Consider the following 21,296-nt stretch of genomic DNA (forward strand, 5'->3'; position numbering starts at 1 on the left):
GGCGCGACACTCGCGCCCATTGATCCATCACATCCATCCATCGCCACCACCGATGCACGCCGACCGCAGTGGCCCGCTGCACAGCAGCCATCGAGCGCGTCGCAACACTCACAGGCGGGAGCCCGCCTGCCTCATCAGGCCGACAGCGGCACCTGGGGTTGTGCAGTGAGCCGGTAGCCCGCGCCGCGCACCGTTTCCACCATCACGGAGGCTGCACCCAGGGCCTCGCGCAGGCGCTTGACATGCACGTCCACCGTGCGCTCCTCGATGAAGACATGGTCGCCCCACACCTTGTCGAGCAGCTGTGAGCGGCTGTGCACACGCTCGGCATGCTTCATCAGGAAATGCAGCAGCTTGAACTCGGTGGGCCCCACCTTCAGGGGCTGGCCCTGGAAGGTGACCCGGTAGGTCGCGGCGTCCAGCACCAGCTCGCCAATGCTCACGCTGTCGCTCACCTGCTCGGGTGCGCGGCGGCGCAGCACCGCACGGATGCGGGCCAGCAGCTCTTGCGTGGAGAAGGGCTTGGTGATGTAGTCGTCCGCACCGGCGTCGAGCCCCGCCACCTTGTCAGGCTCATCACCACGCGCAGTGAGCATGAGGATAGGGATGGGCTTGGTGCGGCTGTCGGCACGCCACTTGCGCGCCAGCGACAGACCACTCTGCCCGGGCAACATCCAGTCCAGCAGGATCACGTCGGGCAGCACGGCATCCAGCTCGCGCTGCGCGCTGTCGCCGTCTTCCGCCCAGAAGGGCTGGAAACCGTTATGGCGCAGGTTGACCGCAATCAGCTCGGCAATCGCGGGTTCGTCCTCCACGATGAGGACACGGGGAAGCTTTCTCATGGTGAATCAGTGCCCCGTACTTACAGCACTGCCGACTCGATCTCGTCGAGGGCTGTGTGGCGCACGTCCTTGCCCTTGACCAGATAGATGATGAGTTCTGCCACGTTCTTGGAATGGTCGCCAATGCGCTCGATCGCCTTGGCGAGGAACAGCAGGTCCAGGCTGGGCGAGATGGTGCGAGGGTCTTCCATCATGTAGGTGATGAGCTTGCGCACGAAGCCGTCGAACTCCTTGTCGATGAGGTCGTCCTCCTTGAGGATGGCCACCGCCGCCTTCACGTCCAGTCGCGCAAATGCATCCAGCGTCTTGCGCAACTGGCCCGAGGCCAACTCGGCCGCCACACGCAGGTCGCTCGATGGCAACGAACGCGGCGCACCGCCTTCGATGATGGAGCGCACCATGCGCGCCATCTTGTTGGCCTCGTCGCCCATGCGCTCCAGATTGGCCGTGGCCTTGGAGAAGGCCAGCAGCAGGCGCAGGTCTCGCGCGGTGGGCTGGCGGCGGGCAATGATGGAGGACAGCTCCTGGTCGATCTCAACCTCCATCGCATTAATGCGGGTCTCCATCGAGGCCACCGTCTCCACGGCCTCCAGGCTGAATTGCGACAGCGCGTACACCGCCTGGCGAATCTGCGACTCCACCAAGCCGCCCATTTCCATGACGCGGGCAGAGACGCTGTTGAGTTCGCTGTCGAACTGGGACGAAAGATGTTTATCGGGCATCTGCTGTCTCCTTAGCCGAAACGGCCGGTGATGTAGTCTTCGGTTTCTTTACGCTCGGGCTTGAAGAAGATCTGCTCGGTCGCACCGAACTCGATCATCTCGCCCAGGTACATGTAGGCGGTGAAGTCGCTGCAGCGGGCGGCCTGCTGCATGTTGTGGGTCACGATCGCAATGGTGTAGTCGTGCTTGAGCTCGTCGATCAGCTCTTCGATCTTGGCGGTGGACAACGGGTCCAGCGCCGAGGTGGGCTCGTCGAGCAACAGCACCGAAGGCTTCACCGCCACGCTGCGCGCAATGCACAGGCGCTGCTGCTGGCCGCCGGAGAGCGACAGGCCGCTCTGGTGCAGCTTGTCTTTCACCTCAGTCCACAGAGCGGCTTTGGACAGTGCCCACTCCACGCGGTCGTCCATCTCGCTCTTGCTCAGCGTCTCGTAAAGCTTCACGCCAAATGCGATGTTGTCGTAGATGGACATGGGGAACGGCGTGGGCTTCTGGAACACCATGCCGATGCGGGCGCGCAGCAGGTTGATGTCCTGCTTGGGGTCCAGGATGTCCTGGCCGTAGAAGCTGATGGAACCCTCGGCGCGCTGGCCGGGGTACAGGCTGTACATGCGGTTGAGCGTGCGCAGCAGCGTGGACTTGCCACAGCCCGAGGGGCCGATGAAGGCAGTGACCTTGTGCTCGGCGATGTCCAGGCTCACGTTGCGCAGGCCCTGGAACTTGCCGTAGAAAAAGCTCAGGTTACGCAGCTCCAGCGCGTTCTTGCTGGCGGTGGCGGTAGCAGTGGCGTTCATTGTCAATTCCTGAAAATGGAGGCAGTCTTGTCGATGGCGTTGGCCGGATCAGCAACCGGAATCACACGCGATTCTTTTCGCGCAGGAACACCCGCGCCACGACGTTGAGGATCAGCACCGACAGCGTGATGAGCAGCGCACCGCCCCAGGCCAGGCGCACCCAGTTTTCGTAAGGGCTCAGCGCAAACTGGAAGATCACGACCGGCAGGTTGGCCATGGGCGCATTCATGTTGGTGCTGAAGAACTGGTTGTTCAGCGCGGTGAACAGCAAAGGCGCGGTCTCGCCGCTGATGCGGGCCACAGCCAGCAGCAGACCGGTCATCACGCCGCTGCGGGCAGCGCGCAGGGTGACCATGGTGGAGACCTTCCAGCGCGGTGCACCCAAGGCGAAGGCGGCTTCGCGCAGGCTGCCGGGCACCAGGCGCAACATGTTCTCGGTAGTGCGCACCACCACAGGCACGGCGATGAGCGAGAGCGCCAGGCTGCCCGCCCAGCCCGAGAAGTTGCCCACGGTCGCCACCGCGATGGCATACACGAACAGGCCCAAAACGATGGAGGGGGCAGACAGCATGATGTCCGTCACGAATCGGGTCAATTCTGCGGTCTTGCTCTGGTCGCCGTACTCGGCCAAGTACACGCCCGCCAGCACGCCGATGGGTGTGGACACCAGCACGGTGAAGCCCACCATCAGGAGGCTGCCCACGATGGCGTTGGCCAAGCCACCGCCGTCGGAGCCAGGGGCTGGGGTGGACTGCGTGAACATGTTCCAGTCCAAGGCAGCAAAGCCGTTGGACAGCAGCACGCTCAGGATCCAGAGCAGCACGAACAGGCCCAGTGCCATGGCGCCCAGTGACAGGGTCAGGCCAATGGCGTTGGAACGCTGGCGCTTTTTGTAGAGTTGTTGATTGAATTCCATTGAGCTCGTCTCTGAAGAGGGTCGGGAGCGGGCTGCAGGGCTTACAGGCCCTTGGCCTTCTCGGCGCGCAGCAGCATGATCTTGGCGGCCGACAGCACCACAAACGTGATCACGAACAGCAGGAAGCCCAGGGCGAACAGTGTGGACAAGTGGAAGTCCGCCGCTTCGCCGAACTCATTGGCCAGCGTGGATGCGATGGACGTGCCGGGCGAGAACAGCGAGGTGGGCATGCGGTTGGCGTTGCCAATCACGAAAGTGACGGCCATCGTCTCACCCAAGGCCCGGCCCAGACCCAGCATCACACCGCCAATCACGCCCTTTTGCGTGTAGGGCAGCACCACCCGGCGCACCACCTCCCAGGTCGTGCAGCCCAGTCCGTAGGCGGACTCGCGCAGGATGGGGGGAACGATCTCGAACACATCGCGCATCACGGCCGCCACAAAGGGCAGCACCATGAAGGCCAGCACGATGCCCGCGGCCAGGATGCCAAAGCCGTTGGTACTGCCGCCAAACAGGAAGCCGATCAGCGGCATGGAACCGAGCAGTTTCTGCACCGGTACCTGGAAATGGTCTGCGAACAACGGTGCAAACACAAACAGACCGAACATGCCGTAAATGATGGACGGCACGGCTGCCAGCAACTCCACCGCCGTACCGAGCGGGCGGCGCAGCCACACGGGGCAGGTTTCTGTCAGGAAGAGTGCAATGCCAAATGCCAGCGGCACGGCAATCAGCAGTGCAATCCCCGCACTGGCGAGGGTGCCGACGATGGCGATCGCCGCTCCAAATTCTTCATTGATGATGTCCCACTCAACGCGCCAGATGAACTGGATGCCAAACTTGTGGAAAGCGGGCCACGCGTAAATGAACAGCGAGACGATGATGCCCAGCAGCGCTACCAGCACCAGCAGCGACAGGCTCTGGGTCAGCCGATGGAAAACGATGTCCTGCAGCCGCTGCCGTTTGGCAATCGACACCATGGACGGTGTGGGGGCGTCCGTCGTCTTGACGGACACGGGTTGCGAACTCATGGTGGTTCCCACGCTCATGTTGACTCCCATCTGGCTTCTGGAGACCCCACAAACCAGCGCCCATCGGCCAGACCTGCCGGCCGATGGGCACTATTCTGGGGCAAACCGCTTTACTTCTTGATTTGCGACCAGACCTTGGAGCGGATCTGCGCCGTCAGGGTGTCAGGCAGTGGCACATAGTCCAGGTCTGCTGCCATGGTCTTGCCGTTCTTGAAGGCCCAGTCAAAGAACTTCAGAACTTCGGCCGACTGGGCCTTGTCTGCAGGATCGGCGTACATGAGGATGAAGGACGCCGTGCTCACGGGCCAGCTGTTGGCACCCTTGGCGTTCACCATCGAAATCCCCATGCCAGGCACGCTGAACCAGTCAGCGCTAGCGGCTGCCGCAGCAAAGGTGGCATCGTCAGGCGACACGTACTTGCCATCGGCGTTCTGCAGCTGCAGGAACGTCATGTTGTTCTTCTTGACGTAGGCGTACTCCACGTAGCCCAGGGCGCCCTTCACACGGGTCACGTTGGCCGCAACGCCTTCGTTGCCCTTGCCGCCCACGGAAGACTGAGCAGGCCACTTCACCGCAGCGCCCTTACCCACCGTATCAGCCCACTCCTTGCTGACGGAGCTCAGATAGTCGGTCCAGTTGAACGTGGTGCCAGAGCCATCGGCGCGGTGCACGATGGTGACGTTCTGGTCGGGCAGCGTCTTGCCGGGGTTCAGGGCTGCCAGCTTGGCATCGTTCCACTTGGTGATCTTGCCCAGGTACATTTCGGCCAGCACGGGACCGGTAACGCGCAGTTCGCCGGGCTTGAAGCCGTCCAGGTTCACCACAGGCACGGTGCCGCCGATGATGGCAGGAAACTGCACCATGCCGTCTTTTTCCAGCTCAGCGCCCGACAGTGGGGCATCGGTCGCGCCAAACGCTACGGTCTTGGCGCGGATCTGGCGAATACCGCCCGAGGAACCGATGGACTGGTAGTTCAGACCCACGCCGGTTTCCTTCTTATAGGCTTCTGCCCACTTGGCATACATCGGGAAAGGGAACGTGGCGCCGGCGCCGGTGATGTCTGCCGCAAAGGCGTTGCCCACTGCCAGGGCGGCCAGTGCTACTGCGACGGTTTTGAGAAATACGCGTTTCATGAGGTACCTTTCGGCGGGGGTTAACAGGAACACAGCGAACTCTAGAGACCTATCGTGACAATTCAGTGACACAAAAGACCACTCTCGGAGCATTGCGACAACCGCCATGACGCCGTGCACCCGACGTCATGGATGTGTCACACAACCCCATCACACTCCCTCCACACCCCGATCCGTGCCTGCCCAGGCATTAGCGGCCTACACCCCGGATCGGGGCACGCGCATCGCGGTACGATGCCGCACGCAGCTCCCACCCAACACACATGCAGAACGGCACACGCCTCGCCGCAGTCGACCTCGGCTCCAACAGTTTTCGCCTGGAAATCGGGCGCTATGAGTTCGGACACATCCAGCGGGTGGAATACCTGAAGGAAACAGTGCGCCAGGGCAACGGACTGGACGAAGACCGCAACCTGACCCGCGACGCGATGGAGCGGGGTTGGGCTTGTCTGGCCCGCTTTGGGGAGCGTCTCGCGGGTTTTCCCCGCGCCCAGGTGCGCGCTGTGGCCACACAGACGCTGCGCGAAGCGCGCAACCGCGAGGAGTTCCTGTCACGCGGCAGTGAGGTGCTGGGATATCCGATTGACGTGGTGTCCGGGCCCGAAGAGGCCCGATTGATCTACCAGGGCGTGGCGCGACTGTTGCCCCAGTCCGACGAGCGCCGCTTGGTCGTAGACATCGGAGGACGGTCCACCGAACTCATCCTTGGCGAGCAGTTCACGCCCCACGCGGTGGCCTCTTTCCGGGTAGGCAGCGTGGCCTGGTCACAACGCTATTTTTCCAATGGAGAGTTCTCCTCCCAGGCCTTTCTGGGGGCAGAGATTGCGGCCAAGGCAGTGCTGGACGAGGCGCTCGCGACCTTTCGCCCCGATGCATGGGACATTGCCTATGGGTCGTCGGGCACGGCGGGCGCCGTGGGTGACATTCTGTCCGCCGCTGGAGGATTGCCGGGCCTGATCACCCGAGATGGACTCAACTGGCTGCGGGAGCGTTTGCTCCGCGCCCAAAGTGCCGACCGTCTGCGCCTGGACGGGCTCAAGGAGGAGCGCCGAGCAGTCATCGGGGGTGGCATCAGCGTGCTGCGTGCCGTGTTTGATCTGCTGGATATCCACGAAATGCAGGTTGCACAAGGTGCCCTGCGCCAAGGGGCTTTGTATGACCTCCTGGATCGCGAACAACCCGGCACCGACCTGCGCACCGCGACCGTCCAAGGGTTGATGCAGCGGTTTGGCGTGGACATGGAGCATGCAGACCGGGTTGCGCGCACTGCCTGCGCATTGTTTGACCAGGCTGCCCCGCCCGGTAGCGAACGCGCCAGCCGCAAGCTGGACTGGGCCGCCCGCCTGCACGAGATTGGCTGCCGCATTTCACACAGCGACTACCACCGTCACGGCGCCTACATCCTGGACAACACGGATGCCGCTGGGTTTGCGGTGCCCGAACTGCACCGCCTCGGAGTGCTTGTGCAGGGGCAGCGGGGCAAGGTGCGCAAACTGGGGGTGGAACTGGACGATCCGATTTTTGTGCTGCAACTGCTGTGCTTGCGCTTGGCCGTGGCCCTGTGCCACGCTCGCCGGGAGCCTGATAGCAAAGGGCTGTCATTGCAGGCGGACGGACAGCGATTTCAGGTCAGCGCGCGCCCAGGATGGGCCATCGCATACCCCCAGTCGGCCCACCTTCTGCGCGAAGAAGTTCAAGCCTGGCAAAAAACCCCCTGGGAGCTGACTGTGGACATGCCTTGAGGGGAAACAACAAACGGTATAAACTGTTTATACCGTTTATCAATCTTCTGCCATGACCACTGCCTCCACAACCCCCAGCCCCATCGTCACCCCCGCCGCTGAGCCAGTCAAAGCTGCCAAGCCAACCAAGCCGGTAACGGCACCCAAGGCTCCAAAGGCATCCAAGGCTGCAAAGCCCGCCAAAAAGGCTGCGGCAGAAAAGGCGCCCGCCTCCAAGCCAGCCACCGCGACCAAGCCTGCCAAGGCAGCTGCCGCAGTGAAACCCACCAAGGCCACCGAGCCCAAGGGCAAAAAGCCCAAGCTGGTCCGTGACAGCTTCACCATCCCCAAAGACGAGTACGCGGTACTCGACACTCTGAAAGACCGCGCCACGGCACTGGCCCACCCTGTCAAGAAAAGCGAGCTGCTGCGCGCAGGGCTCAAGGTGCTCGCGGGTCTGTCAGACAGCGCGTTGCGCAGCGCCTTGCAAGCTGTGCCGTCGATCAAGACCGGGCGCCCCAAGGCCGATGCGGCAGAACCCGCGCCAGCAACCCCAGCCAAGCCAGCGACCAAGGCCAGCGGCAAAGCAGGCCGCAAGTAAATCTGCCCCAAGAGACACGGCGTGTCCAGAGCGAGCGCCTTCGCACTCGGACATCGCCGGGCAAGTTACAGAAATTCTGGGGACTGCACCGCTATCAGGACGGTCTGGCTGTGATCCCAGCGCTGGCGCTGGCGCAACCACCACACGGAGCCCTTGCGCACGGGGCATTCAGGTGCCTGGAGTTGCAGCAAGTGGGCAATGGTCTGGCCTAGCATGGGCTGGTGGCCCACCACCAGCACCGCCCCTTTGGCACGAGGCCACTGCACCAGCTCCAGCAAATCCTGGGGCGTTCCTGCAGGCAACAGCTCAGCGCGCATCTTGAATTTGCGTCCCAGGGCATGGGCCGTCTGCTCAGTTCGCCGCGCGGGACTCGCCACCACCCTCAGGCCCTCCGGCAACTGCCGATCCAGCCAAGCGGCCATCCGCGCTGCCTGCTTCTCGCCCCGGGGCGTGAGCGGGCGGGCCAGGTCGTCCCCGCCGTCCTGGGCTTCCTCCGCCTCGGCGTGACGCCAGAGAATCAAGTCCATCATGCGGCCCCTGGCTCCTTGCGGCCAAGGACTGGGCGCGGCCCGTAGCGCACCATCAAGGCGTTCTGTGCGCCATGACCATCCACAGGATGTGCTGCGCGGTCGTAAATGCCGGCTGCATTCAATGTCCAGGCATCCCGGTCATCGCACAGGTACGCCACCAAACACTCGTCAATGATCTGCTGCCGCAGCTTGGCGTCCGTGACGGGCCACGCCAGCTCCACGCGACGCATCATGTTGCGGTTCATCCAGTCGGCGCTCGACAGGTACAGGTCTTCTTCATCCCCCGCGCAGAAGTAGAAAACACGGGTGTGCTCCAGAAACCGTCCTATCACCGAGCGCACGCGGATGTTGTCAGTCACTCCCGGCACCTGGGGCGCCAGCATGCAGGCCCCTCGCACAATCAGATCGATGCGCGCACCGCGCTGCCCGGCGAGGATCAACGCACGCATGAGCCCCTCATCTGTCAGGGCGTTCATCTTGGCCACGATCCGCGCTTCTTCGCCACGGCTTGCCGCCAGACCTACGCGCTCGATTTTTTCGATCATGCGGCGGTGCAGATGGAACGGCGCCAGCATGAGCTTACGCAGCTTGGGAGGCCGGTTCTGGCTCGCGAGGTGATTGAACACACCATCCATGTCGGCCGTGGTTTCTTCATCGGCCGTGAGGTAGCTCAGGTCGGTATACAGCTTGGCTGTGCGCACGTTGTAGTTGCCGGTGGACAGGTGTCCATAACGGCGCAACTGCCGCCCCTCGCGTCGCGTGACGAGCAGCATCTTGGCGTGGGTCTTGAGGCCCACCACGCCATAGACCACCTGCGCCCCGATTGACTCCAGCGCCTCAGCCCAGTTGATGTTGGCCTCTTCGTCAAAACGTGCCTTCAACTCCACCACGGCCATCACCTCTTTGCCCCGGCGCACTGCCTCGCTGAGCAGGTCCATGAGCTCCGAGTCAGAGCCGGTGCGGTAGATGGTCTGCTTGATGACCAGCACCTGCGGGTCGTTAACAGCCTCCCGCAAAAAGGCAAGCAACCCATCAAAGCTCTCGAAGGGCTGATGGATCAACACGTCGCGCTCGCGCAGCTGCCCCATGATCGACACCCCTGGTTGGAGCTGACGCGGCCAGGCGGAACTCCAGGGCGGAAAGAGCAACGCAGGATCGTTCACCAAATCCACCAGCTGATTCAGACGCACCAGGTTCACAGGACCATGCACACGGTACAGGGCCGCGTTGGGCAGATCGAACTGCTGCAGCAGGAAGTCAGACAGAAAGCGAGAACAGCCCGCCGAGACCTCCAGGCGCACCGCCTGTCCGTAATGGCGTTGCTGAAGGCCTTGCCGCAAGGCGGTGCGCAGATTCCGCACATCCTCCTCGTCCAGTGCCAAATCGGAATGACGCGTCACCCGGAACTGCGAGAACTCCGTCACCTCTCGGCCAGGAAACAGATCCTCCAGATGCGCACGCACGATGCTGGACAAGCTGACGAACAACATCCCGTCGGGCGCCACCTTCTTCGGCATGCGGATCAGACGGGGCAGGGCACGTGGCACCTTGACGATGGCAATTTCATTCTCGCGGCCAAAGGCATCATGTCCCTTGAGACGCACAATGAAGTTCAACGATTTATTGGCCACCTGCGGAAAAGGGTGGGCCGGATCGAGTCCCACCGGGATCAACAGGGGGCGGACCTCGCGGGCAAAATATTCATGAGCCCAGCGCCTCTGTTCTGCGGACCGGTCGCCATGCGCCACGATATGGATGCCATGCTGCGCAAACGCAGGGACCAGCACTTCGTTGTACAGCGCATATTGACGCTCCACCAAGTCATGAACCTGGGCGGACAGCGCCTCAAAAGACGCTGCGGTGTAGATGCCCTTGGTCTCGCCTTTCTTCGCCGCCGTGATGTGCGCTGCCGCACGCACCTCGAAGAATTCGTCGAGATTGGACGAGACGATGCACAGATAGCGCAGCCGCTCCAGCAGCGGCACATCCGTACGGACCGCCCAGTCGAACACGCGTTCATTGAACGCCAGAATGCTGTGGTCACGGTCCAGAAACATATGGGGAGCACCGCCTGTGACAGGCTCCGCCACCCCAGGATCGCTGTCATGTGACACGGGGTGGAAGGAGTTTCCGGCGGCATCGGGGTGCTCGTGCTGCAAAGGGATGGAATCGGCGGTAGGCAGGGGCGGCATGGATACGCGGGTGCAGCAATTGCGGAATCGCTGCAGTATTTAACGCCCAGATGACAACTGCGTGACAGACTTTGTGACAGACACAGGAGCTCCCTGTGAGCTGGAGCGGGCAGGCACCAAATACTGTTGAAACAGCCGGGCTGCATGTGCCCAAGTGAATTCCAGCGCCCGGGTTCGTGCCTCGGACCTCGGCATGGACAACGCTTGCTGCGTGGCCGCCAAAAGGCTGTCATGCAAAACGCCGCCCAGGGGCGCCCCACCCTCCCCAGCCCCCAGCACTTCCCGCGGCCCATCTTCAGGAAATGCCGCCACCGGCGTGCCGCAAGCCATGGCCTCCAGCATGACCAGCCCAAAGGTTTCGGAGCGGCTTGGAAACACAAAGACATCGGCCGAGGCATAGACCTGTGCCAGCGAATCCCGGTCCAGGATGCCAAGCCACCGCACTTGCGGGTACTTGGCTTTCAGCCGCGCCTCAAGCGGTCCCACACCACATACGACCTTGGTGCCTGGCATATCTAACTGCAAAAAGGCGTCAATGTTCTTTTCATACGAGATACGGCCCACGTACAGGGCCACCGGATGGGCCAGCACGCCCGTGAGCGGGCTCTGGCAGACCTCGCCATGGAATCGGAACGCCTGGGTATCCACACCATGCGTCCACAAGCGCAGGTGGCTGAAGCCCCGCTGCTGCAGCATCTGCAAGACCCCCTGTGTGGGCACCATGACCCCTGATGAGGGACGATGAAAATGCCTGAAAAGCGCATACCCCCAACGCAGCGGTATACGCAGGGCGGCCTGCAGGATCTCAGGAAAGCGCGTATGAAAGGCCGTGGTGAAAGCCAGGCCACGCTTGAGGCAGTAGCGGCGACCCGCCCACCCCAGAGGCCCCTCGGTCGCCAGATGAATGGCATCTGGCTGCAAGGCATCCAGCTTCTGGGCAAGCACCTTGTAGGGGCGCACAGCCAGGTCAATGCCCGCGTAACCGGGGCATGGACGGGTCGCAAACTGTCCGGGGTGGAACACGTGCACATCGTGCCCGGCATCCTCCAGCTCGCGGACCAACTCCACCAGCGTGGTCACCACGCCATTGACCTGGGGCAGCCATGCATCGGTCAGCAACGCGATCCTCATGCGGGCACCTGTTCGGTCTGGTGGGACACATGGGTCGCAGGAGTGGCGGGCCAGTACAACAGCTCCAGTCGGCCATCCAGGTGTTCGACCAGCGCTGTGTGGCTCTCCACCCAGTCGCCATCGTTGCAATATAAGGTCCCGTTGATCTCGCGCATCTCCGCGCGGTGGATATGTCCGCAGACTACCCCGTCGTGCCCACGGCGGCGGGCCTCGGCGGCCACGGCCACCTCGAAGTCGGTGACATAGTTGAGCGCTTTTTTCACTTTGCCCTTCAGGTAGGCAGACAGCGACCAGTACGGCAGCCCCATGCGGGCTCGCCAGGTGTTCAGATGGCGATTGAGCTTGAGCGTGAATTCATACAGGTTGTCACCCACGTAGGCCAGCCATTTGGCGCACTGGATTACGCCGTCAAAGTGGTCGCCGTGGGTGACCCAGAGGCTGCGCCCATCGGCAGTGGTGTGCACCGCATCGGACACTACCTCAATGCCCCCAAAGGAATGCCCCACAAACGCCCTGGCAAACTCGTCGTGGTTGCCAGGAACAAACACCACACGGCACCCTTTGCGCGCGCGGCGCAGCAGCTTTTGCACCACGTCGTTGTGGGCCTGTGGCCAAAACCAGCGGCGGCGCAACTGCCATCCGTCCACGATGTCCCCCACCAGGTACAGATGGTCGCTGGGATGGTGTTTCAGAAAATCCAGCAACGCGTCAGCCTGGCACCCCGGCGTGCCAAGGTGCAAGTCCGAAATGAACACCGCACGAAACCCCCGCTGACCCGCGAGTGCTGCAGGTGCGTCAGGCTCGGCATCCTGAGCCACCGGAGACTCGTTCAACCAAGGGCCCAGAGCGTCGAACGCGGCACGCACCGGTCAAGCCCCCAGAAAATGCTTGCGGTAGCGGGGATGTAGGTCGGCCAGCCGCATCAGCATCGGCAGGTCGGCGGTATTGAAGTCCGGATCCCAGGCCGGCGCGCCCAGCACACGGGCGCCCAGTCGCAGATAGCCTTTGATCAGGGCCGGCGGGTCCACGGCAATCGAGCCGTCCAGATGCTCCACGGGCAGCGGCAAGCGCGGCAGCACGTGGTACTCGATAGGCGCCAGATGGGTCTTGCGCACTTGCTGCCAGATGCTGGCGGCCGCATCGCCACTGACCACGCCGTTGTGAAGCATGGGAATGCTGGCACAGCCGATCATCGTGTCGAGTTCGTTGCGCACCATAAAGTCTGCGAGTGCACTCCACAACGCCATGATCACGCCGCCGTGGCGGTGATCGGGGTGCACACAGCTACGGCCCAGTTCCACCATCCGGGGGCGTAAGGTGCGCAGGCGCGTCAAGTCAAATTCGGTATCGCTGTAGGTTCCGCCCACCCGCTTGGCCTGCGCAGGCGTCAGCACCCGGTAAGTCCCAATGACTTGCAGGCTCTGGGCGTCGCGCACCAGAAGGTGCTCGCAGTAGTCGTCGAAGAGGTCCACGTCGTGGCCAGGAACGGGGGTCGTCAATCGAGCGCCCATCTCTGCCGCAAACACCTCAAAGCGCAGGTGCTGCGCCTCGCGGACTTCATCCAGATGCCTGGCCCAGGTCACCTCAATGGCGCCACGCGCCGGGGCAACCTGCGCCGCGCCCGGGACAACGGCAGGGCGTTGAACAATGCCGGTGCCGGCCGCCTCAGGCGATGTGGACAACTGCATCAGAGTGGGCAGGTCGTTCATGGACAACGTCTCCTTCGGTTAAAACGGGCTCAGCTGGCATCTCCAACCGAGGCGGGAATCCGCTTCCCTGGCCGGGAGTGTGAAAGCCGCGCGTGACATGCCCGTGTCCACCGCATGTCAGCGCCGTGACATGTTTTTCCCTCGCCCCTGGGGCCCTCCCGCCCACCGAGGGCCTGCATAATGGATTGAGGAACTTCGTCGTGTCTTCAGCCGCCCCGCCCTCCACCCGCAGCCCTCTTGCCGCCTTTGCCGCTGTTTTTTTGCTGGCAGCGGCCTGCGCTGGAGCACTGGTCTGGACCTTGGAGCGGCAGGAACGCGCGCAGCAGCGCACCCAGGCGGCAGATGTGGCGGGCGACCACGTACAGGCCCTGCAGCGCGCCATCGAGTTGGCCTTGTCGGCCAACAACACCCTGGTGGCCCTGGTGCGGCAGGGCCATGGCAACGTTCCCCAGTTCGAAGAAATCGGCATGCAGATGCTGCCGTTCTACCCGGGCATCGCGGCCATGGGTCTGTCCCCAGGTGGGGTGGTGCAGCAAGTCGTTCCCCGCGCGGGTAACGAAAATTCGATTGGTTTTGACCAGCTCAACGACCCCCGCCAAGGGGTGGAAGCCGCCCGCGCCCGCGAATCCGGTCTGCTGACGCTGGCGGGCCCCATGGAGTTGGTGCAGGGCGGCCTGGGTGTCGTGGGGCGCCAGCCGGTGTATCTGGAAGATGACCTGGGGCGCCGCAACTTCTGGGGGTTCACTTACGTCACCATCCGCCTTCCAGAGGTGCTGGCGACTGCGCGCCTGCCGCAGCTCACCGAGCGGGGCTTCCACTATCGACTGTGGCGTGTTCGCCCGGACAACCATCAAGAGCAGACTATCGCGGCGTCTGCCCCCCCGCCCGCCGACGACGCTGTGGGTCGCTCACTCACCCTGCCCAATGGCCAGTGGACGCTCAGCCTGTCCCCTGCCCAAGGATGGGGAGCGCCCGGCGTGCTCGCCCTGCGCTGCACCTTGGGTTTGCTGTTTGCATTGCTGATGGGCTACCTCGCACGCTTGCTGGTCGAACTGAAGGCCCATGAACGCGGTCTGGCAACGCAGGTGGCCCAGCGCACGTCCGAGATCCAGGCCACACAGCAACAGTTGCGTGCCACTATCGACGCGATTCCCGATCCGCTGTTTGAAATTGATCAGGACGGCCGCTATTGCAGCGTACACAGCCCGCGAGCCGAGTTGCTCATGGGCCCTGCGGAGCAATTGATCGGCCGCAACGTCACAGACGTGCTGCCTGCGCTGGCTGCGCTGACCGTGATGGACGTGCTCAACGAAGCACAGTCCCAGGGCTGGTCCACCGGACGCCAGATCATGTTGGACCTGCCCGACCTAGGGCCCACCTGGTTCGAGCTTTCTGCAGCCCGCAAGGCAGGATCCGCTGGAGGAAAACCCCGATTCATTGTGCTGTCCCGCGACATCTCCGAACGCAAGCGGTCCCAGGAACAGTTGCAGCTGACAGCCCAGGTGTTTGACCAGAGCGGCGAGGCCATCGTGATTGCCGATGCAGCCCAAACCATCGTGCGCATCAACCGGGCATTCAGCCGCATCACCGGCTACTCCGAAGCAGAGGCGGTGGGGCAGTCAATGCGCCTGCTGACGGTGGCAGAGTCCACCCGGGACTTCGATGCCGACCTGGTGTACACCCACCTCTCCAAGGACGGACACTGGGAAGGTGAAGCCTGGGGTAGGCGCAAGGACGGGTCCACCTACCCCCAGTGGTTGTCCGTCAGCCGTGTGCGCGACGGCAACGGCAGTACCACCCACTCCATCACGCTGTTCCGCGACATCACGCTCCAGCGCGAGGCGCAGGACCGCATCCAGCGGCTCGCGCATTTCGATCCCCTCACCGATCTGCCCAATCGTGCGCTCCTGGCGGAGCGCGCCCAGCGCCACATTGAACAAGAGCAAGCGCGGGGCGGTACGCTGGCCATGCTGTTCTTGGACCTGGACCATTTCAAGAACGTCAACGACTCGCTGGGACACCGCATTGGCGACATCCTGCTGGTGGCTGTGGCGCGGCGGCTGGAGTCGCTGCTGGGCACGCAGGACACTGTGTCGCGCCTGGGGGGCGATGAATTTCTGCTGCTGTTACCCGCCGCCTCCGCGATGCAGGCGGCCGGCTTAGCACAGCGCCTGCTGATTGCGGTGGCCCAGCCTTTTCAGGTCGAGTCTTACGAACTCACCACCACCCTGTCCGTGGGCATTGCCATGTATCCGGCGGACGGAGACTCGTTCGACACCCTGTACCAGCGTGCCGATGCCGCCATGTACCGCGCCAAGCAAAGCGGGCGCAACCGCTTTGGCTTTTTCACTGCCGATCTGGAGGCGCGCACCGCCCGAGCCTTGCAGATCGAAAACGCGCTGCGCCGCGCGTTGGAACGCAACCAGTTCGAGTTGCACTACCAACCCCAGGTGTCACTCGCCACGCGCCAGGTCGTCGGGGCTGAAGCGCTGCTGCGCTGGAAGCATCCCGAACTGGGCATGGTGTCTCCGGCGGAATTCATCCCCGTCGCAGAGAGCAGCGGCATGATCGTGGCGATTGGCGAGTGGGTGCTGAACACCGCCGTGCACGACGCCAAGCGCTGGCTGGACCTGCAGCTGCCCTTGCGGGCCGTATCAGTCAACCTGTCGGCGGTGCAGTTCCGCCACCCCCAGTTGCCCGAGATGGTGACGCGCTGCCTGCAACAAGCCGGACTGCCTGCGCGCCGGCTGGAGCTGGAGCTGACCGAGGGGGCTGCGGTAGACGACCCCGCGGCTGCACTGGCCATGATGGACCAATTGCATGACCGGGGTGTTCGGCTGTCGATGGATGACTTTGGCACCGGATATTCGTCGCTGAGCTATCTCAAACGCTTTCAGATCTACAAGCTCAAGATCGACCAGTCGTTTGTGCGCGACCTCGACGATGACGCCAACGACCGGGCCATCGTCAGCGCCATCATCCGCATGGCGCAGGCCTTGGGCATGCAGACGACTGCCGAAGGGGTGGAGACGGATGGCCAGCTGGAGTTTCTGCGCTCGCAGGGCTGCGATGAGGGGCAGGGTTATCTGTTCAGTCGCCCCCTGGCGGCCGATGCGTTTGAGGCCTACCTGCGGGAACACCTGGGACGCTAGGAACCCGTCCAAAGCAACCGGGCGACGTGTCTCAGCCCCTTCTCGGGCCAAGGCTCAAGATAACGTCGCAGGCCTCCGCCGTACGGCAGAACCTGCAACGCTTTACCTGAGGCATACCCTAAAACGGCTTGTAAGCTGCCACTGCTACACTTTGGCACAATTTTTGAGGCCGTCTGGCCCTGCCGCCTGTACTGGTCTTATGTATTCGCTGTTCAGCACTCCGCCCTCGCAGCGCGCTGGAGTGCCTACCGACACCCCACTGCAACGCACCCTGCGTGAACAACAGATCCTGCTGGATAGCGCGGGCGTGGGCATCGTGTTTCTTCGCCAGCGCAGTGTGGTGCGCTGCAACCAGCGGTATGCTGAAATTTTTGGCTACGCCAGCCCAGCCCACCTGGTAGGGCTCAACACAGAAGCCTTCTACCCAGACCGGGATGCCTTCCGAGACCTTGGGCGCACTGCCTATCCTGCGCTGGCCCGGGGGCAATCCTTCCGGATTGAACGCCAGCTCCGTCGCCAGGACGGCACGCTGTTCTGGGGCAGCCTGACGGGGCGCCTGATCAATCCGCACGATACCGGCGAAGGCTCGATCTGGATCGTGGACGACATTGATGAGCAAAAGCGTGCCCAGGCGGCGCTGAATGCCGCTGTGCGCGAAAAACAGTTGCTGTTTGACAGCGCAATGGTGGGCATCGTGTTTTTGCGCGACCGGCACTTGACCCGCTGCAACCACCACTTTGAGCAGATGCTAGGCTTTGAGCCGGGCGAACTCATGGGCTGTTCGTCCCGCCGCTGGTATGCCAGCGATGCCGCGTGGCAAGAAGTGGGTGACCGCTGCTACCCCACGCTGGTGGCGGGGCAGTCGTACGAGGGCGAAGTGGAGCTGTGCCGCAAGGACAGCACCCCGGTCATCTGTGAAGTCCGCAGCAAATGCATCGATCCGGCGGACCCAGCCCAGGGCACCATCTGGATCACCATGGACATCACCGACCGCAAACGCGCACAGGCGATGCTGGCCCAGGCCCATGAACAGCTGGAGCGACAGGTGCAAGACCGCACGCGCGAGCTGCGCGAAACCGTGGCCAACCTGCACCGCGAAATCAATGACCGCAAGGCCGACCAGGAGCGCATTTACTGGCTGGCTCACTACGATGCGCTGACAGGTCTGCCCAACCGGGCCCTGCTGGCAGAACGCGCGCAGCAGGCCATTCGGCTGGCACAAGACAACCAGACGCCCCTGGCCGTCATCTTCCTGGATCTGGATCACTTCAAGCATGTGAACGACTCTCTCGGCCATCGGGTGGGCGATGTACTGCTGGTGGAAATCGCCAAAAGGCTGCGCGCCGTGGTGCGCGACAAGGACACGGTCTCTCGCCTGGGCGGTGATGAGTTCATCCTGCTTCTGCCCGGAGCAGATGCGCGGGGCGCAGCCCGGGTCGCCAGCAAGTTGCAGGAGGCGTCGCGCCAGCCGTACCAGATCGACCACCACGAGCTCACGATGGCCCCGTCAATGGGCATTGCGCTGTTTCCGCAAGACGGACACGACTTCGACACGCTGACCCAGTCGGCCGACGTGGCCATGTACCGCGCCAAGCTGGATGGGCGCAATACCTTCCGCTTCTTCACCCCCGAGATGCAGGCTCAGTCGGTACGCGCCTTGCAGCTCGAAAACGCATTGCGCCGCGCCCTGGAACGGGAGCAGTTCCACCTGCACTACCAGCCGCAGATGAACCTGGCCACGGGCACCGTGCGCAGTGTGGAAGCCCTGCTGCGGTGGCAACACCCCCAGCTCGGCCCCATCTCTCCTGGAGAGTTCATCCCGATTGCTGAAGACAGCGGGCAGATTCTGCAGATTGGCGAGTGGGTGCTGCGCACGGCACTGGCCCAGCTCAAGGCATGGCGCAGCTGCGGGTTTCCCGAACTCACGATGGCCGTGAACCTGTCGGCGATCCAATTTCGCCAGCCACAGCTGCCCGAGCTGGTGAGCCGGGTGCTCGTGGAGTTTGACCTCCCCCCCGATTCGCTGGAACTGGAGCTCACGGAAGGTGTGGCAGTGGACGACCCCCATTCGGCCGTGGCGACCATGGACCAGTTACACGCGCGTGGGGTGCGGATGTCGATGGATGACTTTGGCACAGGCTACTCGTCACTCAGCCAGCTCAAGCGGTTCCAGATCTTCAAGCTGAAGATCGATCAATCCTTTGTGCGCGACCTGGGCAACGACAGCAACGACCGCGCCATCGTCAGCGCCATCATCCGCATGGCGCAGGCGCTGGGGATGCGCACCACCGCCGAGGGCGTGGAAACCGAAAGCCAGCTGGCCTTTCTGCACGAACAGGGTTGCGACGAGGCACAGGGCTACCACTTCAGCACACCGCTGCCCGCAGAGCAGTTGGAGCGCTTCATGCGGCAGCACACCGCCGCGCACTGAGCCGACCCAATACCACTCAGGACGCAACGGACGCCGCTGCGCTCCGCCGAGAGACCAGGAACTCAGCCCGCACGAGCGGCATCTGCCAGCCGCTGCGCACAGGAGCTGGCCACTTGCGCGTCGCGCGCCTCCACCATCACACGCAGCAAAGGCTCGGTGCCACTGGCGCGGATCAAGACGCGACCCGAGGAGCCCAATTGCTGCTTCACTGCCTGCGTGGTCTCAGCCAGCAGGCGGTTGGCCTTCCAGTCCTGCCCGGGCGCCAGGCGAACGTTGAGCAGCACCTGCGGGTACAAGGTGATGTCTGCCAGCAGCTGCGCCAACGTGCGACCGCTGCGCACACAGGCCTGCAGCACCTGCAGCGCACTCACCAAACCGTCGCCGGTGGTGTGTCGGTCCAGTGCCAGCAGATGGCCGGAGCCTTCCCCGCCCAGCACCCAGTGGTGGCGCGCCAGTTCTTCCAGTACGTACCGGTCACCGACCTTGGCGCGCACAAATTTCACACCCTTGGCCTGCAATGCCACCTCCACCGCCATGTTGGTCATCAGGGTACCCACCACACCCGGCACATGCTCGTCACGGCCCATGCGGTCTGCGGCCATCAGGTACAGCAGCTCGTCGCCGTTGTACAGCCGCCCGGTGGCGTCCACGATCTGCAGCCGGTCTGCGTCGCCATCCAGCGCGATGCCATAGTCGGCACGGTTCGCGCGTACGGCGCGGACCAAGGCGTCGGGATGTGTCGCGCCCACTTCGTGGTTGATGTTGAGGCCGTCGGGCGCGCAGCCAATCGACAGCACTTCTGCACCCAGCTCGTGGAAGACCTTGGGAGCCACTTGGTACGCGGCACCGTGGGCAGCATCCACCACGATCTTCAGGCCCTTGAGCGTCAGGTCCTGGGGAAAGGTGCTTTTGCAGAACTCGATGTAGCGCCCGGCAGCATCATCCAGGCGTCGCGCCTTACCCAGGCTGGCAGAGTCCACCCAGACCGGTGGCTCGGCCAGCGCGGCCTCCACCGCCAGCTCCCAGGCGTCCGACAGCTTGGTGCCTTGTGCACTGAAAAACTTGATGCCGTTGTCGGGATAGGCGTTGTGGCTGGCGCTGATGACCACACCCAGACTGGCGCGCTGGGCCCGGGTCAGATACGCCACGCCAGGCGTAGGCAGCGGCCCCAGCAGCACCACATCCACCCCTGCCGAGTTGAAGCCAGACTCCAGCGCGCTTTCAAGCATGTAGCCCGAGATGCGCGTGTCCTTGCCAATGAGCACCGTAGGGCGCTCTTCCGTACGGCGCAACACACGGCCCACCGCATGGGCCAGGCGCAGCACAAAATCCGGCGTGATGGGCGGCTGCCCGACGGTGCCACGGATGCCGTCGGTTCCAAAGTATTGACGTGTCATGTTCTGGCGTCTCCTCGTACGGATCTCTGTATGTTGTTCTCACAGGCGAGGACTTGGCGCCCCACACACTGCTCTCAAATCGCTGGGCCCTCAGCCAGATCGCTGCATCGCAGACCACACGGCCAGTGCCGCCACCGTCTCGCGCACATCGTGCACACGCACCACCGAAGCGCCCCGCTCGACCGCCAGCACGGCGGCGGCCACGCTGGGCACCATGCGCTGATCCACCTCCAGCCCGGTCACCACACCCAGCGAAGACTTGCGTGACCACCCTGCCAGCAGCGGGTAGCCAGCAGCCAGCAGTTCAGAATGCCGCGCCAGCAAGGCAAAGTTTTGTTCCACCGTTTTGCCGAAGCCAATGCCCGCATCCAGCAGAATACGAGTCTTTTCGATCCCAAGCGCTAGTAGATTATGCGTCTGCAGCTCCAAAAATGATAGCACCTGGGGCACCACATCCCCGTCCATGGGCGCCTGCTGCATGGTCTGCGGGTCGCGGTGCATGTGCATCAGGCACACGCCGCACTGCGGGTGCGCAGCCACCGCCGCCGCAGCGCCCGGCTGTCGCAAGGCCCAAATGTCGTTGACGATGTCAGCCCCCAGGTCCAGCACGGCACGCATGACCTCGGGCTTGTAGGTGTCCACCGAGATCGGGACACCCAGGGTGACCGCCTCACGCACCAGAGGCACCACACGGGACAACTCCTCGTCCAGGGGTACAGCCGGGCTGCCCGGCCGGGTGGACTCGCCACCGATGTCCAGGATATCGGCCCCCTGCTTCAGCATCTGCTCGCAATGCCGCAGCGCAGCAGACGTGGAGCCATGGCGCCCCCCGTCGGAGAAAGAGTCGGGCGTCACATTGACGATACCCATGACCTGGGGACGGGCCAGATCAATGGCGAAGCGAGAAGTCTGCCAGATCATGTGTCGATCGAACCCATGCAGATTTTCGAAAGAGAGGCCAAGCCAACAAATTCGCAGTGAAAAAATGGAACGC

Annotated in this window: 17 protein-coding genes; 4 read left to right on the forward strand and 13 right to left on the reverse strand. The window is 63.4% G+C overall.

Annotated elements, in window-relative coordinates:
• Positions 1-134: 134 nt before the first annotated feature.
• The 6 genes from phoB to pstS form a co-directional block, all read right to left on the reverse strand.
• Complete coding sequence (gene phoB / locus DNK89_RS04515) at positions 135-842, reverse strand: phosphate regulon transcriptional regulator PhoB (RefSeq protein WP_015013590.1); 708 nt, start codon at positions 840-842, stop codon at positions 135-137.
• A gap of 20 nt (positions 843-862) precedes the next feature.
• Positions 863-1,564 carry a phosphate signaling complex protein PhoU gene (gene phoU, locus DNK89_RS04520; RefSeq protein ID WP_010457902.1) on the reverse strand — a complete coding sequence of 234 codons (702 nt, stop codon included), beginning with the start codon at positions 1,562-1,564 and terminating at the stop codon, positions 863-865.
• A gap of 11 nt (positions 1,565-1,575) precedes the next feature.
• Positions 1,576-2,358, reverse strand: a complete 783-nt coding sequence (gene pstB, locus DNK89_RS04525; RefSeq protein WP_056067255.1) for a phosphate ABC transporter ATP-binding protein PstB — start codon at positions 2,356-2,358, stop codon at positions 1,576-1,578.
• Positions 2,359-2,419: 61 nt separating this feature from the next.
• Positions 2,420-3,274: a phosphate ABC transporter permease PstA gene (gene pstA / locus DNK89_RS04530; protein ID WP_056067253.1), complete on the reverse strand. Its 855-nt coding sequence runs from the start codon at positions 3,272-3,274 to the stop codon at positions 2,420-2,422.
• Between the two features lie 41 nt (positions 3,275-3,315).
• Entirely contained in the window at positions 3,316-4,335 is a 1,020-nt protein-coding gene (gene pstC / locus DNK89_RS04535; RefSeq protein WP_110959047.1) for a phosphate ABC transporter permease subunit PstC, read from the reverse strand.
• 80 nt (positions 4,336-4,415) lie between these two features.
• Positions 4,416-5,438 (reverse strand): phosphate ABC transporter substrate-binding protein PstS, encoded by a 1,023-nt coding sequence (gene pstS, locus DNK89_RS04540; RefSeq protein ID WP_110959048.1) that lies wholly within the window; start codon positions 5,436-5,438, stop codon positions 4,416-4,418.
• Between the two features lie 263 nt (positions 5,439-5,701).
• Between pstS and DNK89_RS04545 the strand changes: the two genes are divergently transcribed.
• On the forward strand, positions 5,702-7,180 hold the full coding sequence (locus tag DNK89_RS04545) for a Ppx/GppA phosphatase family protein (protein WP_110959049.1): 1,479 nt from the start codon (positions 5,702-5,704) through the stop codon (positions 7,178-7,180).
• A gap of 52 nt (positions 7,181-7,232) precedes the next feature.
• Positions 7,233-7,760 carry a hypothetical protein gene (locus DNK89_RS04550; RefSeq protein ID WP_110959050.1) on the forward strand — a complete coding sequence of 176 codons (528 nt, stop codon included), beginning with the start codon at positions 7,233-7,235 and terminating at the stop codon, positions 7,758-7,760.
• A gap of 65 nt (positions 7,761-7,825) precedes the next feature.
• Here DNK89_RS04550 and DNK89_RS04555 read toward each other — a convergent pair whose 3' ends face one another.
• From DNK89_RS04555 to DNK89_RS04575, 5 genes are all read right to left on the reverse strand, one after another.
• Complete coding sequence (locus DNK89_RS04555; protein WP_110959051.1) at positions 7,826-8,290, reverse strand: histidine phosphatase family protein; 465 nt, start codon at positions 8,288-8,290, stop codon at positions 7,826-7,828.
• The gene (gene ppk1, locus DNK89_RS04560) at positions 8,287-10,347 is read right to left on the reverse strand and encodes a polyphosphate kinase 1 (protein WP_110959052.1); all 2,061 of its coding nucleotides are present in this window, start codon (positions 10,345-10,347) and stop codon (positions 8,287-8,289) included. Before ppk1 ends, DNK89_RS04555 begins: the two co-directional genes overlap by 4 nt.
• Before the next feature lie 174 nt (positions 10,348-10,521).
• Entirely contained in the window at positions 10,522-11,613 is a 1,092-nt protein-coding gene (locus DNK89_RS04565; RefSeq protein ID WP_110959053.1) for a glycosyltransferase family 1 protein, read from the reverse strand.
• The gene (locus tag DNK89_RS04570; RefSeq protein ID WP_110959054.1) at positions 11,610-12,479 is read right to left on the reverse strand and encodes a UDP-2,3-diacylglucosamine diphosphatase; all 870 of its coding nucleotides are present in this window, start codon (positions 12,477-12,479) and stop codon (positions 11,610-11,612) included. Before DNK89_RS04570 ends, DNK89_RS04565 begins: the two co-directional genes overlap by 4 nt.
• 3 nt (positions 12,480-12,482) lie before the next feature.
• On the reverse strand, positions 12,483-13,322 hold the full coding sequence (locus DNK89_RS04575) for a GNAT family N-acetyltransferase (protein WP_110959055.1): 840 nt from the start codon (positions 13,320-13,322) through the stop codon (positions 12,483-12,485).
• A 200-nt stretch (positions 13,323-13,522) separates the two neighbouring features.
• Between DNK89_RS04575 and DNK89_RS04580 the strand changes: the two genes are divergently transcribed.
• Both DNK89_RS04580 and DNK89_RS04585 read left to right on the forward strand, forming a co-directional pair.
• Positions 13,523-16,474: an EAL domain-containing protein gene (locus DNK89_RS04580; RefSeq protein ID WP_110959056.1), complete on the forward strand. Its 2,952-nt coding sequence runs from the start codon at positions 13,523-13,525 to the stop codon at positions 16,472-16,474.
• A 199-nt stretch (positions 16,475-16,673) separates the two neighbouring features.
• The gene (locus DNK89_RS04585) at positions 16,674-18,905 is read left to right on the forward strand and encodes a bifunctional diguanylate cyclase/phosphodiesterase (RefSeq protein WP_110959057.1); all 2,232 of its coding nucleotides are present in this window, start codon (positions 16,674-16,676) and stop codon (positions 18,903-18,905) included.
• A gap of 62 nt (positions 18,906-18,967) precedes the next feature.
• On the opposite strand, the gene glmM is transcribed toward DNK89_RS04585, so the two are convergent.
• Together glmM and folP are read right to left on the reverse strand one after the other, a co-directional pair.
• On the reverse strand, positions 18,968-20,302 hold the full coding sequence (gene glmM / locus DNK89_RS04590; protein WP_110959058.1) for a phosphoglucosamine mutase: 1,335 nt from the start codon (positions 20,300-20,302) through the stop codon (positions 18,968-18,970).
• A 90-nt stretch (positions 20,303-20,392) separates the two neighbouring features.
• Positions 20,393-21,223: a dihydropteroate synthase gene (gene folP, locus DNK89_RS04595; protein WP_110959059.1), complete on the reverse strand. Its 831-nt coding sequence runs from the start codon at positions 21,221-21,223 to the stop codon at positions 20,393-20,395.
• Between the last annotated feature and the right edge of the window lie 73 nt (positions 21,224-21,296).

The organism is Acidovorax sp. ST3 (assembly GCF_003231145.1).
In the GTDB taxonomy this organism is placed as follows: Bacteria; Pseudomonadota; Gammaproteobacteria; order Burkholderiales; family Burkholderiaceae_C; genus Acidovorax.

Bases quoted from the DNA above. Each gene is read 5' to 3' on its own strand.
- phoB (WP_015013590.1), bottom strand. From the start codon at position 842: ATGAGAAAGCTTCCCCGTGTCCTCATCGTGGAGGACGAACCCGCGATT.
- phoU (WP_010457902.1), bottom strand. From the start codon at position 1,564: ATGCCCGATAAACATCTTTCGTCCCAGTTCGACAGCGAACTCAACAGC.
- pstB (WP_056067255.1), bottom strand. From the start codon at position 2,358: ATGAACGCCACTGCTACCGCCACCGCCAGCAAGAACGCGCTGGAGCTG.
- pstA (WP_056067253.1), bottom strand. From the start codon at position 3,274: ATGGAATTCAATCAACAACTCTACAAAAAGCGCCAGCGTTCCAACGCC.
- pstC (WP_110959047.1), bottom strand. From the start codon at position 4,335: ATGGGAGTCAACATGAGCGTGGGAACCACCATGAGTTCGCAACCCGTG.
- pstS (WP_110959048.1), bottom strand. From the start codon at position 5,438: ATGAAACGCGTATTTCTCAAAACCGTCGCAGTAGCACTGGCCGCCCTG.
- DNK89_RS04545 (WP_110959049.1), top strand. From the start codon at position 5,702: ATGCAGAACGGCACACGCCTCGCCGCAGTCGACCTCGGCTCCAACAGT.
- DNK89_RS04550 (WP_110959050.1), top strand. From the start codon at position 7,233: ATGACCACTGCCTCCACAACCCCCAGCCCCATCGTCACCCCCGCCGCT.
- DNK89_RS04555 (WP_110959051.1), bottom strand. From the start codon at position 8,290: ATGATGGACTTGATTCTCTGGCGTCACGCCGAGGCGGAGGAAGCCCAG.
- ppk1 (WP_110959052.1), bottom strand. From the start codon at position 10,347: ATGTTTCTGGACCGTGACCACAGCATTCTGGCGTTCAATGAACGCGTG.
- DNK89_RS04565 (WP_110959053.1), bottom strand. From the start codon at position 11,613: ATGAGGATCGCGTTGCTGACCGATGCATGGCTGCCCCAGGTCAATGGC.
- DNK89_RS04575 (WP_110959055.1), bottom strand. From the start codon at position 13,322: ATGAACGACCTGCCCACTCTGATGCAGTTGTCCACATCGCCTGAGGCG.
- DNK89_RS04585 (WP_110959057.1), top strand. From the start codon at position 16,674: ATGTATTCGCTGTTCAGCACTCCGCCCTCGCAGCGCGCTGGAGTGCCT.
- glmM (WP_110959058.1), bottom strand. From the start codon at position 20,302: ATGACACGTCAATACTTTGGAACCGACGGCATCCGTGGCACCGTCGGG.
- folP (WP_110959059.1), bottom strand. From the start codon at position 21,223: ATGATCTGGCAGACTTCTCGCTTCGCCATTGATCTGGCCCGTCCCCAG.